This window comes from Streptomyces sp. NPDC044003 (genome assembly GCF_056435185.1).
In genome coordinates this window covers 228460-242461 of sequence record NZ_JBWKFA010000009.1, presented here as the reverse complement: position 1 = coordinate 242461, position 14002 = coordinate 228460, and the positions used below count along the sequence as shown (strand labels likewise).

The 14002-nt window shown below is 71.2% G+C and carries 14 protein-coding genes and 1 pseudogene; 7 read left to right on the top strand and 8 right to left on the bottom strand.

The genetic code is table 11. The annotated features are described in order from the left end of the window. Nucleotides 1-77: 77 nt before the first annotated feature. Nucleotides 78-2249 carry an AAA family ATPase gene (locus AC07AW_RS31280; protein WP_478818825.1) on the bottom strand — a complete coding sequence of 724 codons (2172 nt, stop codon included), beginning with the start codon at nucleotides 2247-2249 and terminating at the stop codon, nucleotides 78-80. 372 nt (nucleotides 2250-2621) lie between these two features. Here AC07AW_RS31280 and AC07AW_RS31275 point away from each other — a divergent pair, with 372 nt between their 5' ends. Next, nucleotides 2622-3575: a terpene synthase family protein gene (locus AC07AW_RS31275; protein ID WP_478818824.1), complete on the top strand. Its 954-nt coding sequence runs from the start codon at nucleotides 2622-2624 to the stop codon at nucleotides 3573-3575. A 27-nt stretch (nucleotides 3576-3602) separates the two neighbouring features. Here AC07AW_RS31275 and AC07AW_RS31270 read toward each other — a convergent pair whose 3' ends face one another. Beyond that, nucleotides 3603-4526 (bottom strand): quinone oxidoreductase family protein, encoded by a 924-nt coding sequence (locus tag AC07AW_RS31270; RefSeq protein ID WP_478818823.1) that lies wholly within the window; start codon nucleotides 4524-4526, stop codon nucleotides 3603-3605. Nucleotides 4527-4635: 109 nt separating this feature from the next. Between AC07AW_RS31270 and AC07AW_RS31265 the strand changes: the two genes are divergently transcribed. Both AC07AW_RS31265 and AC07AW_RS31260 read left to right on the top strand, forming a co-directional pair. Continuing rightward, a complete protein-coding gene (locus AC07AW_RS31265) occupies nucleotides 4636-5079 on the top strand; it encodes a MarR family winged helix-turn-helix transcriptional regulator (protein ID WP_478818822.1) in 444 nt (147 codons plus the stop codon). A 65-nt stretch (nucleotides 5080-5144) separates the two neighbouring features. Then, entirely contained in the window at nucleotides 5145-5666 is a 522-nt protein-coding gene (locus AC07AW_RS31260) for a GNAT family N-acetyltransferase (RefSeq protein WP_478818821.1), read from the top strand. A 21-nt stretch (nucleotides 5667-5687) separates the two neighbouring features. Here AC07AW_RS31260 and AC07AW_RS31255 read toward each other — a convergent pair whose 3' ends face one another. The 3 genes from AC07AW_RS31255 to AC07AW_RS31245 form a co-directional block, all read right to left on the bottom strand. Then, complete coding sequence (locus AC07AW_RS31255) at nucleotides 5688-6227, bottom strand: GNAT family N-acetyltransferase (protein ID WP_478818820.1); 540 nt, start codon at nucleotides 6225-6227, stop codon at nucleotides 5688-5690. 61 nt (nucleotides 6228-6288) lie between these two features. Continuing rightward, nucleotides 6289-6876: a histidine phosphatase family protein gene (locus AC07AW_RS31250; RefSeq protein WP_478818819.1), complete on the bottom strand. Its 588-nt coding sequence runs from the start codon at nucleotides 6874-6876 to the stop codon at nucleotides 6289-6291. A 95-nt stretch (nucleotides 6877-6971) separates the two neighbouring features. Continuing rightward, nucleotides 6972-7544, bottom strand: coding sequence for a TetR/AcrR family transcriptional regulator (locus AC07AW_RS31245; RefSeq protein WP_478818818.1), 573 nt, complete (start codon nucleotides 7542-7544; stop codon nucleotides 6972-6974). Nucleotides 7545-7636: 92 nt separating this feature from the next. Between AC07AW_RS31245 and AC07AW_RS31240 the strand changes: the two genes are divergently transcribed. Beyond that, on the top strand, nucleotides 7637-8032 hold the full coding sequence (locus AC07AW_RS31240; RefSeq protein ID WP_478818817.1) for a nuclear transport factor 2 family protein: 396 nt from the start codon (nucleotides 7637-7639) through the stop codon (nucleotides 8030-8032). Nucleotides 8033-8088: 56 nt separating this feature from the next. Continuing rightward, a complete protein-coding gene (locus AC07AW_RS31235; protein ID WP_478818816.1) occupies nucleotides 8089-9099 on the top strand; it encodes a zinc-dependent alcohol dehydrogenase family protein in 1011 nt (336 codons plus the stop codon). Between the two features lie 4 nt (nucleotides 9100-9103). On the opposite strand, the gene AC07AW_RS31230 is transcribed toward AC07AW_RS31235, so the two are convergent. Then, nucleotides 9104-9895, bottom strand: coding sequence for a bestrophin-like domain (locus tag AC07AW_RS31230; protein WP_478818815.1), 792 nt, complete (start codon nucleotides 9893-9895; stop codon nucleotides 9104-9106). A 181-nt stretch (nucleotides 9896-10076) separates the two neighbouring features. Between AC07AW_RS31230 and AC07AW_RS31225 the strand changes: the two are divergent. Then, nucleotides 10077-10301 (top strand): annotated as a pseudogene (locus AC07AW_RS31225) (NF041680 family putative transposase); the annotation flags it as partial. Nucleotides 10302-10388: 87 nt separating this feature from the next. On the opposite strand, the gene AC07AW_RS31220 reads toward AC07AW_RS31225, so the two are convergent. After that, on the bottom strand, nucleotides 10389-11642 hold the full coding sequence (locus tag AC07AW_RS31220; RefSeq protein WP_478818814.1) for an erythromycin esterase family protein: 1254 nt from the start codon (nucleotides 11640-11642) through the stop codon (nucleotides 10389-10391). Nucleotides 11643-11768: 126 nt separating this feature from the next. Continuing rightward, the gene (locus tag AC07AW_RS31215) at nucleotides 11769-12092 is read right to left on the bottom strand and encodes a hypothetical protein (RefSeq protein ID WP_478818813.1); all 324 of its coding nucleotides are present in this window, start codon (nucleotides 12090-12092) and stop codon (nucleotides 11769-11771) included. Between the two features lie 206 nt (nucleotides 12093-12298). Here AC07AW_RS31215 and AC07AW_RS31210 point away from each other — a divergent pair, with 206 nt between their 5' ends. After that, nucleotides 12299-13873 (top strand): carbohydrate-binding protein, encoded by a 1575-nt coding sequence (locus AC07AW_RS31210; RefSeq protein ID WP_478818812.1) that lies wholly within the window; start codon nucleotides 12299-12301, stop codon nucleotides 13871-13873. Nucleotides 13874-14002: the final 129 nt, after the last annotated feature.

The window sequence follows — 14002 nt, the reverse complement described above, 5'->3', positions numbered from 1 at the left end:
TGGCGCGGGTGATCCGGGACTCGCCGACACTGATGGCACGGGGTCATCCAGGACTCGCCGTCACTGACGGCGCGCTGTCACCGCTGGGCCAGGCTCGCCGTCGTCGGCGGGGTCTGCGCCCCGTCCCGGGGCCCGGGGAGGTGCGGGCGCGGGTGTGGCGTCGACGCGCCGGTCGCCGTCGCGGCCAGGTCGAGGGCGGTGAGGAGAAGGAGCAGGGCGCGGCGGGCCTGCGGGGCGTCGAGCCGGGCTTCTAGGTCCGCGAGCGCGCGCCGGGCACGGTGCCGGGCGCGGCTCGTCCGCCCGGCGCGGTGGTCGGCGAAGGCGCGGGCGTAGTGGGCGAGCGCCGTGGCCCAGGCGTCGTTCGCGCAGCTCGGCTGCGCGAGTGCCCGGCGGGCGGTGCGCGCCGCCGCCGCGGGGGTGCGGTGGGCCTCGATCACGGCCAGGGCGGCCAGACTCACGGTGGGCGGCGGGCCTCCGGGGGCGCCGCTCGGCGTGATGTCCGCTGCCTGCCGGTAGTACTCGGCGGCCACCTCCGGGTCCCGCCGCTGCCACGCCAGCGTCCCGTGCACGTGGGCGATCCGGCCGAGGAGGGCGTCGTCACCGGCGAGCACGGCCGCCGGCCAGGCGAGGGACAGCAGGTGGTGCGCCGTGCGCGGGTCCCACGCGGCGCTGAGCCAGGCCGCGAGCCATCGGCCCCGTGCCAGGAGCGGGCTGTCGGCGCCCAGCCGGGGCAGCAGAACGCGCAGGTGGTCGCTGCCCTCTCGGGCGTGGTCGTGGACCGCCCACCAGAACCACAGGTGCAGCATGATCTCCAGAGCCGTCTCGGCGTGACCGGTCCCGTCCCCTCCGCGGTGCACGAGGGTCATCAGGTCGTCGAGTTCGTCGCGGACGGTCTGGAGGGCCTGGCGCTGAAGACCGGTGTTCCACAGGGTCTCGGCGACCGCCGCCACCCCACGGCAATGCGCGGCGTGTCGGTCCCGTGTCACCGGCCGTTCGCCCGCCGCCGCGAGCCGTTCCGCACCGAAGTCCCGGGCGGCCCGGGCCATGCGGTAGCGGGGCGGGCGCACCGCGCCGGCGTCCCCGAGCGCCTGGAGCACGCCCATGGCGCTCAACATCGCCAGGGCGGGAGGCACTTCGTGCTGCGCGAGGTCCGAGCCGGAGCACACGAACACCGCCGCCGCCTCCGTGAAGGGCCCGGCGAACACGCTCAGCCGGCGCCAGACACTGCGCTGCGCCGGGTCGCACAGGGCGTGGACGGCCCCGATGGAGGTGCGCAGCGTGCGGTGCCGCAACAGGAGCGGGGCCGGGTCGGCCAGCCGGCACTGGCCGGATTCGAGGTGAACGGCCAGCTCCTCCAACGTCCACTCCCCCAGCCGTCCCGCGGCCAGTTCGAGGGCCAGGGGAACGCCCTCGAGCAGACGGCAGACCCGGGCCACGGCCGCCGGATCGGCCTCCTCGCTCCAGCCGCGCTCCCGCGCGCGGGAGACCAGGAGCTCCGCGGCGAGCGAACCCGCCTGGCCCGGTGCCGCCTCCACCGGCAGCGGCGCCAGTCTGATCACCTCCTCGTCGCCGAGCCCGAGCGGCCGGCGCGCGGTCACCAGGACCCGTACCGAGGGCTGGGCCATGAGCAGCGTCTGGACCAGGCCGATGCATTCCGTGTGCACGGGATCGACATCGTCCAGGAGGAGGAGCACTTCATCGGCCGGCGTCACGGGGTTCGGGGGTGCGGGGTCCGGTTCGGCGAGGGCCGACACAGCGGAGTCCGGTACCGCGAGGCCCGACCCAGCAGCATCCGGCCCGGCGGACTCCGGCACAGCGGGGTCCGGTTCGGCGAGGCCCGACACGGCGGGGTCCGGCCCGGCGAAGCCCGGCACCGCGAGGCCCGGCACCGCGAGGCCCGAACCAGCAGGATCCGGCACCACCAGGTCCGTTCGCGCCGGATCCCAGACCAGGTCCGCCCCCCTGAGAGCCCGGGCGACCCGCGCCGTCAACGCCCGGCGTCCCACGGGGATACCGTCGTGCCAGCGCACCCGGACCACCGTCCGCCAGGGGCCGTCGAGAGGTGGCGTGACGGCGGCCAGCGCCAGCCTGCTCTTCCCCGTCCCGGCCGCGCCCGTCACGGTGACCATCCGGTGCTCGGACAGGGCGGCCCGGAGCGCGGCAAGCTCCTCGCCGCGTCCGACCAGGGCGGGACCGTCCCGGAGGCAGTCCACGAACCGGGCATGGCGTCCCTCGTCCCGAGTCCACATCTCCGGCACCGCGCACCATCCAGATCTTCGCTCTCGCCGCCGACCCGCCAAGATCGGCAGTCGACACAGAACCCGCAGGTCCCGGTTGCAGAACCGTCACTGCACCGGGCGTCACGGCAACCCCAACGCGCTCCCCCGGCCGCGGGTGGCGCACACGCCGGACGAACCACCCGCCGCAATGAACGATGGAACGCGTGACCGACACGAGGACCCACGCGTCCCGACGCCCTCATCGCCCCATCCGGACCCAGCACTTCCGTTGGCTTGAAAGCGATCTGCTTGACGTTCCTGGCAGTTGATGATCAATTCAAGTACTCTTCGAACGCGCCGGGGGCGTCTTGGGATCACCCGGGATCAGAACCTGGGGGGCCAGTGACCAACGCCACCACGCTCGACCTGCCGTTTCCGCCTCGCGCCAATCCGAACCAGGCATCCGTCGCGCCACGCCACCGGGACTGGCTCGTCCATCACGAGGGTCTCGCCGCGTCGACAGCCCTGCCGGCGTACGAGAAGTGGGACGTGCCCCGCCTCGCCGCTTTCACCAGCCCTGATTCCGCCGCCGACGACCTCGTCCTCGCCGCGGACCTGCTCGGCTTCTACTTCCTCTTCGACGACGGCTTCGACTCGGAACTCGGTCGGGCACCGGCGCAAGTGGCCGAGATCTGCACCCGCCTGACGGCCCTTCTGTACGGGAACGGCCCCGCCCCCGAGGTCCGTACGCCGGTCGAGAAGGCCTTCGCGGACCTCTGGGAGCGCAGCGCACGCGGCATGTCCGCCCGGTGGCGGGCGCGGTCCGCCTACAACTGGGAGTGGTACTTCGCGTGCCACCCCGCCGAGGCCGCCGGCCGCCTCTCCGGGCGGCTCCCGGACCGGGAGAGCTATCTGGCGCTGCGCCGGGGTACGGCGGCGATGGAGACGCTCTTCGACATGGTCGAGCGGCTCAACGGCTTCGAGCTGCCGCAAGAGATGCTGCACCACCCGACCCTCCGTCTGATGCGCCAACTGGCGGCCGACATACCGTCGTTCACCAATGATGTGCATTCGTACGCCCAGGAGCTCGCCCGTGGGGACGTCGCCAATATGGTGATGATCGTCCGCGAAGAACGCGGCGGCACTCCCGCCGAGGCGGCGGTGCAGGTGATGCGCGAGGCCCAGGCGATGGTCGACCGCTTCGTGGAACTGTCCGCTGAAGTCCCGGAGATCTGCGAGCTCTTCGGTCTCGCGCCGGCCGCACGCGAGGCGGCCCGCCGTTACGTCGACGGCCTGGCCGCCTGGATCGCCGGCTACCACCGCTGGGAGCTCGACACCGGCCGCTACGACCGCTGAGCGGCACGTTCGCTCTCCTTCCCGGTCTCAGGGAATGAGGACGACCTTGCCCAGGTTGCGCCGGGACTCGACGAGTTCATGGGCGCGCGCCGCTTCGGCGAGCGGGATCTCGGCGGCGACCCGGGGGCGGAGCACCTGGTCGCGGTGGAGCTCCCACAGCTCGTCGCGCCAGCGCGCGTACACCTCCGGCTCGCCCCGGGCGATGGCCGCCATCTGGAAGCCGATCACCGAAGCGCCCCGGACCAGCAGCTCGTACGCGTCGATCGTGCCGCCGCCGGAGCTGAAGGCGACCAGCCGGCCACCGGGGGCGAGCACTCGCACGGCGGGTCCGAGGAGTTCCCCGCCCACCCCGTCGATGACGAGGTCGACCGGATCACCCCAGGACTCGTCCCCGTAGAGCACGACCTCGTCGGCGCCGAGGGCACGCACGAACTCCGCCTTGTCCGCGCTGCCGACGGCCGCGACGACACGGGAGGCGCCGCCTGCCCTGGCGTACTGGAGGGCGAGGGTGCCGACCGCACTGGCCGCGGCGGTGACCATGACGGCGTCGCCGGGGCGGAGGTGGCCGGCCTCGTAGGCACCGCGCGCCACCAGGCCGCTGCGGACCAGGGCCACGGCGTCGACGGCGGTCGCCCGGTCGGGGATGCGGGAGGTCATCGCCTCGTGAACGAGGGCCAGTTCGGCGTAGGCGTGGGAGAAGCAGAGTCCGGTGACGCGGTCGCCCACGGCGAAACCGGTGACGCCTTCACCGACGGCGGCGACGGTGCCCGCCACCTCACCTCCGAGCGGGCCGGGCTCGGTCCCCTCACGCACCTTCCGTACGGCGGGCAGGGTGACCCCGACCGCTTCGGACCGGACGAGCAGCTCCCCCGGACCGGGCTCCGGCACCGGGACCTCCTCCAGGAAGAGGACCTCGGGACCGCCGGTCACCTCGTAGCGCACACGACGCATGGACACCTCCAGGTGCGGAACGTTCGCGGAATCATTGGGATCCCCAATGAATTCCACCGTAGAGGCATACCGTTGGGAAGTCCAATGAATTCGGGATAGTCTGCTGCCCATGACTCCCACGGAAGGCCCGAACGCCCTGGCGCACATCCAGTCCTTGCCGAGCTGGCTGGTCGGCCGCGTCGCCGCGCGCGGCCGGAGTCTGGTCGCCGAGGCGATCGCCGAGGAAGGGCTGAAGCTCCCGCAGCACGCCGTGCTCGCGGCGGTGTCCGAGTACGGTCCGGTCGCCCAGGCCGATCTGGTGCGCCGACTGGGCTTCGACGCCAAGGACGTGGTCCTCCTGCTCAACCACCTGGAGGACGCCGGGCTCGCGCGACGGCAGCCCGATCCGCGCGACCGGCGCAAGAACGCGGTGACGGTGACACCGGCGGGCGCGCGGGTCCTGGAACGGTGTGCGGAGCTGGCCGAGCGGGCCAACTCCGCACTCCTGGCGCCGCTCAGCGCGACAGAGGCCCGACAGCTGATGGAGCTGCTGACCCGGGTGCACGAGGGATAGCACCGGGCCCCGCGAGGCGGTCGCCGGCCGCGAGAAATCCATTGCCGTACCGTCGCTTCGATCGCATGCTTCAGGGCGTGAACACCGAAGACGACTCCACTCGGGCCGCCGTCACCCTGTCTCTCAGCGTGCGCGATCTCCTGCCTCGGGATCTGCCGGCGTGCACCTGGTCGGGCTCGGACACCCACCTGCGCCATGTGGAACGGGAACTGACACGTGCTGCGCTGGGTGAGGTGGACTACCTGGCCGTATGCACTCCCGCGGATCTGCCGGTGGCGATCGGCGGCATCGACTACCCGGTCTCCTCGGGAGCCGGAACCCTGTGGCAGCTCGCCGTCCTCCCGGCGCTGCAGTCCTGCGGCCTGGGAACGCTGCTCGTCCGAGCGGCCGAACAGCGGATCCGGGACCGCGGGCTGCGCAAGGCCGCACTCGCCGTGGAGGAGGACAACCCCCGGGCGCGCGCCCTGTACGAGCGCCTGGGTTATGTCGCGTACGGCCGCGCGCCGGACGCCTGGGACGAGGAAGGGCCCGACGGGTCGATCCGTCGCCACGAGACGATGTGCGTCCTCATGCGGAAGAGTCTCTGAAGCCGCCGCGGCGGCACGTGCTCAACAGGCGTGGCCAGGAGGGTCCTCGCGCAGGTCCCTGAGGTACTGGTCGAGGCGTGTGTCGCCGCTGCCCGGCGCTTGCTTGCCGGGAGTGAATCCTGCGCGCCGCGCGACCGCGGCGGATGCGGGATTCCCGGGATCGACCTGGATGACCGCTTCCCGCGCGCCCTCGGCACCCGCGTACCGGGATACCAGGAGGACCGCGCGGGTGGCCAGGCCACGGCCCCGCCAGGAGGGATAGAGGCCGTAGGCGACGTTCACCTGGCCGGGAGCCAAGCCCTCTCCTGTGAACCGCAGGTCGATCGTCCCCGCGAGCACCTTGTCGGCGCCCGCCCGGATGCCGAAGGCGCGCAGCGGCCCCGCAGTGCTCCACTGTTCCCGGCAGTGCCGGAAGTACGCCTCGACGCCCTCGCGCGTACCGGGACCTCCGTTGAGCCAGCGGACCAACGGCTCGTCCTCCCCCGCGAGATGTGCCTCCACATCGTCCAGGCGCAGCGGTGACAGCGTGATGATCCCGTCGGACAGCTCTGTCTCATCCATCTGCCCATTCTTGACGACGAAGCCGCCTCGCGTCTTCGGCGGGTGCGAGCGCCGCATCGCCCTACGGGACGTTCCAGGCGGAGATCACGGGTTGCCCGTCCTCGGTCGCCAGGAAGCCGAGAGTGCCCGGATGCGGGTGACCGAGCAGCCGGCTCGCGGACGCGTCGAGACCGAGCCAGCGCACGGTGAGCACGCGCGCCAGGTGGCCGTGCGCGACCACGGCGACATCGCCCTCCTCCAGCAGCGGACGGATACGGTCCAGCACCGCGTCCGTGCGTGCGGCCACGGCCGCGAGCTCCTCGCCGGGGTGGTCGGCGTCACCGGGAACGACGCCGTCACGCCACAGGTCCCAGCCCGGCCGGGTTGCGCGGATCTGATCGGCGGTCAGGCCTTCGTAGCCGCCGTAGTCCCACTCCAACAGGTCGGGATCGGGCTTGGCATCGGTCAGGCCGGCGAGCTCGGCCGTCCGCATGGCGCGGCTCAGCGGGCTACTGAACACGGCAACCAGCCGGCGGCGCGCCAGCCTTGGAGCAAGGGCGCCGGCCGCAGCCTCGCCCGCTTCGGTCAGCGCCACGTCGGTTCGTCCGGCATGCCGGCCTGACAGACTCCATTCGGTCTGGCCATGCCTGATCACTATCAGCTCACCCATAGCCGCGCACGCTATCCGATCACCTCGCCCTCCGTGGTGGGATCACCACATGAGATGAGTTCCCGGACTGGGCCGGCGCCGGTCAAGGCACCGCCCTACGCACGACCCGCGTCGATGAGGTACTCGGCGAGGTCGCGGGCCGCCGCCGCGGGCTCGCTGCCGGGGCGGGTCGCGCCGGCGGCGAGGAGGCCGTCGACGAGGAGGAGCAGCTGGTCGGCGGCGAAGCCGGGCCGTGCGTGCCCGAGGGCGACGAACTCGTCCGTGAACAGGCCGTGGATGGTGTGCCGGTACGCCCTGGTGACCTCGTGGCCGGGGTGCTCCGGGTCCGTGAGCGCGAGGTCGGCGGCGAGGTAGCGGCATCCGTGGAAGTCCGGGTCGGCGGCGATGCGGCCGAGTCGGTCGACGACGGCGAGGAGCCGGGCGCGGGGGTCGTCCCCCGCTTCGTCCATGGTGGTGCGGTATCGCTCGACGTCCTCGGCGGTGCTGCGGCGCAGCACCTCGGCGATGAGGCCGTCCTTGCCGCCGAAGTGCTCGTACAGCGAACGGCGGGCGACGCCGGCGCCCTTGAGCAGGGCGTCGATGCCGACTCCGACACCCTGGGTGTACGTCAACTCCTGGGCGGTGAGCAGGAGTCGCTCGCGGGGGCCGGGCTTCACGGAAGTGCTCATGACTCGATTCTGCAGCACTTGACACGGTAGATCAATCGGTCTATCTATTTCTCTCGTAGACCGAACGGTCTATCTCTTCCGAGGAGGCGTCCATGCCCGTACGCACCACCGCCGAAGTCATCGACCGTTTCAACCGCGCGTTCACCGACCGCGAGGCCGGCCTCCTGGCCGACCTGATCGCCGAGGACTGCGTCATGGAGAGCGTCCAGCCCGCGCCGCGCGGGGAGCGGGTCTCCGGGCGCGAGGCGTGTACGCAGTGGTGGACGGCCCTGGTCGAGGACCCCGGCGCGCAGTTCACCCCGCAGGAGGTGATCGTCGCGGGCGACCGCGCGACGATCGTGTGGACCTACCGCTTCGGCGACGGCCCCGACCAGTGGGTGCAGGGCGTCAACGTCATGCGGGTGACGGACGGCCGGATCGTCGAGGCGCTCGGCTTCAGCAAGACCGCGGGCGAGGTCCCGCTGGCCGCCGAGTCCGACGCCGAGTGACGCCCGCACCGGGAAACCCCCCAGCCACCATCCGTCTCACACGAAGGGCACGATCGATGCGGAGCTACCACCTGTCGCACACCGGGGCCGGGCTGTCCGGCCTCTCCGTCCGTGAGCACGACGTCCCGGCGCCCGGCCCCGGGCAGGCCCTGGTGGCGGTGCGCGCGACGTCCCTGAGCTTCCGTGAACTCATGGTGCTCGACGGGACCTACGTCCTGCCGGTCAAGCCCGACGTCGTCCCGGTCTCGGACGGGGCCGGTGAGGTGGTCGCGGTCGGTCCGGGAGCCGACTCGGTACGCGTCGGGGACCGCGTCGCCGCCACGCTGTTCCCGTCGTGGCAGGACGGGCCGTTCGCCGTCGAGCACGCCGCGCAGCGCGGCGGTTCGCTGAACGGCATGCTCACCGAGTTCGCCCTGGTCGACGCGGACGCGCTCGTGACCGTACCCGCGCACCTGACGTACGCGGAGGCCGCCACCCTTCCCTGCGTGGCGGTCACCGCATGGAACGCCCTGACCGGCGACGGAGCCGGGGTCCGCCCCGGCGACACCGTCGTCGTGCAGGGCTCCGGCGGCGTCTCCCTCTTCGCGCTCCAGTTCGCGAAGGCGCTCGGCGCCCGCGTGATCGCCACGACCAGCAGTTCCGCCAAGGCCGCGCGCCTGCGCGAACTCGGCGCCGACGAGGTCGTCGACTACACGGCCACCCCCGACTGGGCCGACGAGGTCCGCGCCCTCACCGGCGGCCGGGGCGCCGACCGCATCGTCGACGTCGCGGGACTCCTCCACGAGTCCGTCCGCGCCATCACCCTGGCCGGCACCATCGCGTGCGTCGGCTTCACCGGCAGGACGGCGCCGCCGCTCGACCCGCACGCCCTCTTCGCCTCCGGTGCCACCGTCCGCAGCGTGGCGGTCGGCAGCCGCGCCCAGTTCACCGCCATGAACGCCTTCATCGAGAAGCACGGACTGCGGCCCGTCGTCGACCGCGTCTTCCCCTTCGACGAGGCCGTCGACGCCTACCGCCACTACGCCGGCGGAGCCCCCTTCGGCAAGGTCGTCATCGACCACTCCTGACCGCTCATCGATCCCAGTACCGGGCGAGCGCTCCCTCCCGGTACGGAGCGGGACTCACGCTCAGTTCGCCGGCGAAGGGACGGTCGAGGACGAAGACAAGGAGCAGACTGAAGCCGATGAGGGCGGCAACCGAGGCGACGAAAAGAAGCTGGATCCGGAGCTTGCGCATGCCGTAGAGGAAGGTCAGCGGGACGAGGACGATCGCACCGCCGAAGGCCAAGACCTGGAGCAGGGGCGGCAGTTCCTGCTGGGCCATGGTCAGGCGGGCACGGCGCTGGGCGGCGACGTCGTTGAGGTGGCTGACGGCCTCCCCGTAGAAGACCTCTTCGCGCGGGGACTTCGGGTCGTACGACTGCAGGACCTCGAAGGCGGACCGGAGGTGCCCCTCGGTGGCCCCGTAGCTCGGCTGTCCGGCGCGCATACGGGGCCACTGGTCCTCGACGACCGTGTGGACGTAGCCGCTGAGCGCGGTGTCGAGGTCGGCGCGGACGGAGGGCGGGAAGGCGGCGGCGTCGCGGGCGATCAGCGCGGCGTCGGTGGCCTCGCTGGCGACGATGGTCTGCGTGTTGTCCAGCTGGGTCCAGAGGGTGACGATGACGAAGGCGAGGATGATCCCGTAGATCGCACCGAACATCCCCAAGGTCACCCCGACCATGTCGTTGTGCTCCCCCCGGGCCAGCGACGGATACCTGCGGCGCAGCAGCACACTGCCGGACACGGCGAGCACGACGGTCCCGCCGACGGTGACCACGGCCAGAGTGAAGGTGCTGAAGTGATTGAGGAGCCAGAGCGACATGTGCGGGGAGTCTAGGTGCGGCACGGAGCCCTTCCCGGCCGACGGCAGCGCTGACGCTGAATGATCACTCGCCCGTGTCGACCTTGGAACACGATGCCGCCACGACGAACCCGTGACCTTCAGACGGTCCATGTCCCGTCAACGGTCGCCGAAGACGAAAGGAACGACGTCCAAGCCCTAGGAGCGACCGATGAAACCGAACAGGCTCACTCCCGCCCGGGTTCGCCGGGGGTTCAGAAACCTCCGCCCGGCCTTGCCCTGTCCGGCCCGTGCGCCGAAACCATCGCGCCCGGGCCCCGGCAGGCTCCTCGCCTCGAAGAACCAGCGGCCGGCCACCCGCTACGACGTCGGCAAAACCGTCCGCCGTCCCGAGAGCATCATCGAACGGGACCGGATCAGACCATGAAGAACAAGCTAAGAACGGTTTGAGAACCGATCGGGGTCGGGCGGGGTCCAGCGACCGATTGTTGATCTTGCTCGTGCAGAGGACCGTTCATGAGATTCGGAGGGGCCGGGAGCCGGACGAGACCGCCACGTAGGCCAGTCCGTCGTACTCCTCAGCCAAGGAGGAAGGGCTCAGATGGAAACGGTAGGTCCAGCGCGGGACCATGGCGCCGAAACTTCGCGTGCCGTGCCGGACGTTGAGCCACGTCTGTACGGCCCTCGGCGCGTCGACCGCGCTGCGCAGGTCCACGAGGTGGTTGCCGGGGTTGGCTGTGGCCAGCTGGGCCTCAACGGCACCGGATCGGGCAGAGCCGATCCGGTTGGTGACGACAGCGCTTGATCGGGGACGGGACCACGGGCCCGGCCACATCCGCCGGGCGCGAAAGGCGCCGCTGCCGAACAACAGGCCGAGCGCGTAGTAGGCGCCACCATATTGCGAGTGAAGGTGTTGCCCCAGCGACGGTACCGCGCCACTGTGACGGCTCTTGGTGATGTGCCCGTTGTGCGCCCAGAGGGCGACCTTGGCGGACGGATCTTCGAGGATCGTCCCCACGGCGTCGGCCATGTGGCGGTCGCGTGCGGCAAAGACCGTCTGCTCCGGGTCCGTATGGTGCCCGGGACGTGTCACCAGGTCGGCGGCCCGCACCAGCACCCGGGCATGCCGAAGCGCGTCGGCCGCGTCGGGGCCGAGCCGACGGAGGTACTTCACCAGCTCCTCGGCATCATGCACCAGACGCCGCCGGGGATCAGGGTGCGACCCTGGATAGGCCGTGGCGAGCACGCTGAGCGTGGAGAGAAGTCCGGTTGCGCGGTCCGGTGCCGTCTCCGGTGCCGTCCTGTGGAGGAAGGAATCGATCAGGGCCAGAGAGCTGCTGCACTGCTGTGGGTCGATGCCGATGAAACGGACCTTCTGATCCTCTTGTCGCCCTCGGTTGTAGTCACGCATCCACTCGATCACGGCGAGGACCTCGTGAGTCCGCCATGTCCAGAACCCCAGCCCGGAAATCGCCTGCGCGGCATCACCGACGCCATGGCGGACATAGGCGTCGACAGCCGGGCCGGCCGACGCACTGGCCTCCATGGACAAGACCGAAAATCCGAGCTCGGTTACCAGGAACTCCAGCAGGCGATGCTTGAGCTGGAAGAACTCGCGCGTCCCGTGGGTGGCCTCCCCCAGCCCCACGATCCGCACACCGTCGAGGACCTTCTTCAGCGGTTGGAGATCAGCAGTTGACCCACCTGCAGTGAGGCAGTTCAACGGGATGGCGGTCTGGGCCAACCAGCGCCTTACCTCGTCGGACACGGCTTTCCCCTCTCCTGCCGTCACGTTCTCCGAAGCCAAACATGTCGACGTGCACTCAGGAAGTCGGCCATCGGCGTGCCGGCGCGGTCGACAAGCTCGCGAAGCCGGTCGGTGGCGATTGGCGCGCTACGGCCGTCGGCGTCTGGTGCGGAGCCTTGCGATCCGGTGCCGGAGGCTCTTCCGTGCGAGTACCGGAGGCCGGCGGGTGGTTGCGTCCCCGGTGGGGGTCCAGCGGTCGTCCGGGGAGAGCAACGGCGCCTTGCGTGAGGCCTGCGCCTGGATCTCGTGGTGGGACTCGTACGCCGTCACGCGGAACGCCTCGTCGTGGGCGGCCAGCGCCGCCGCGATGCCCGCGCCCGCGCCGCCCCGGCGCCGGACGTGCGCGGCCAGCCAGGTGAAGATGCCCATGACCCCGGCGAGGGCACCCACGAAGATCAGAAACCCCGTCATGTTGCTGTCGCCCCCTCCCTTGACTGGTGAACGTTGCTGGGGCCGTCGCCGTTCCGACGGCCTCCAACTCCCGTAAATGTTCAGCCATATGAACGCCAGCCACGTACGCAACCATTGACGCGTCCACGACGACACCTCTAGCTTCCGGAGAAAGCGCTTTCCCGTCCAGTCCCGGAACGCCGTCCATTCCCTCCTGGAGCCCCCACATGCATCTGCGATCCGTCACGGCCTGCGTCAGCCTCGTCGCGGGCACGCTCGTCGCCCTGTCCTTGAACACGGCGCACGCCGCTTCCACCCTGTACGAGGCCGAGTCCTCCCCCGCCGTCTGCAGCGGCACCGTGGACTCCGACTGGGCCGGCTACACCGGCAGCGGCTTCTGCAACGGCACCAACGCCGTCGGCGCCTACGCACAGTTCACGGTCAACGCCCCCTCCGCCGGAACGGCGACGCTCGCCGTACGGTTCGCCAACGGGACCACCACGGCGCGGCCCGCCGGCCTCCTCGTCAACGGGTCCACCGTGCAGACACCGTCGTTCGAGTCCACCGGCACCTGGACCGCCTGGACCACCAAGACCCTGACCGTCTCCCTGAACGCCGGCAGCAACACCATCCGGCTCAACCCCACCACCGCCGCAGGCCTGCCCAACATCGACTCCCTCAACGTCACGCCCGCCGACACCCCGCCGCCGACGAGCGGCGCGCTGTACGTCTCCCCGAACGGCACGGACGGCGCCTCGGGAACACAGTCCGACCCCACGACGCTCACCTCGGCCCTCGGGCGCGTCTCCGCCGGAGGGACCATCTACCTCCGCGGCGGCACCTACCGTCACTCCACGACGATCACCATCCCGCCGGGCAACAACGGCACCTCCGCCGCCCTCAAGACGCTGTCCGCCTACCCCGGCGAGACCCCGGTGCTGAACTTCTCCGCCATGACCGAGGACCCGGCCAACCGCGGCCTCGCCGTCAACGGCTCGTACTGGCACGTCAACGGCGTCGTCGTCGAGCGCGCCGGCGACAACGGCATCTACGTCGGCGGCAGCCACAACGTCATCGAGCGCACGGTCACCCGCTTCAACCGCGACACCGGCCTCCAGCTCGGCCGCATCGCCTCCACCACGCCCCGCGAGCAGTGGCCGTCCGACAACCTGATCCTGAGCGCGGAGTCGCACGACAACGCCGACTCCGACGGCGAGGACGCCGACGGGTTCGCCGCGAAGCTCACCGTCGGCACGGGCAACGTGTTCCGGTACGCCGTCTCCCACCACAACATCGACGACGGCTGGGACCTCTACACCAAGACCGACACCGGCCCCATCGGGCCCGTGACCATCGAGGACTCCCTCGCGTACGACAACGGCACCCTCAGCGACGGCTCCCAGGCCGGCGCCGGCGACCGCAACGGCTTCAAGCTCGGCGGTGAGGACATCGCCGTCGACCATGTGGTGCGGCGCACGATCGCCTTCCACAACGGCAAGCACGGGTTCACGTACAACAGCAACCCGGGCTCGATCACGGTCTCGAACAACGTCTCCGTCGACAACGCCCAGCGGAACTTCTCCTTCGACGCGGGCACTTCGGTCTTCCGGAACAACACCTCGTGCCGCAGCGCGAGCAGCGGCACGAACGACCGGACCATCGGTGACGCCGACGGCTCCAACCAGTTCTGGTCCGGCTCGAACGGCTCCCGCTGCTCCTCCTACAGCGGGGCGCTGACCTGGTCGTACGCCACGGACGGCCGTCTCGTCGTCGCCTTCGGCGGCCGTACGGTCACCTGGTAGGCCTCAAGCCGCAGGCGTAGTCGTAGTCGTCGGCCTCGGGTTCGCCCCGGGCCGACGACTCATGGACGTGGCGGCTCGCCTCATTCCTCACTGTCGGAGCGCCACGGCGGCGTGGTGTCCGTCCGGGAC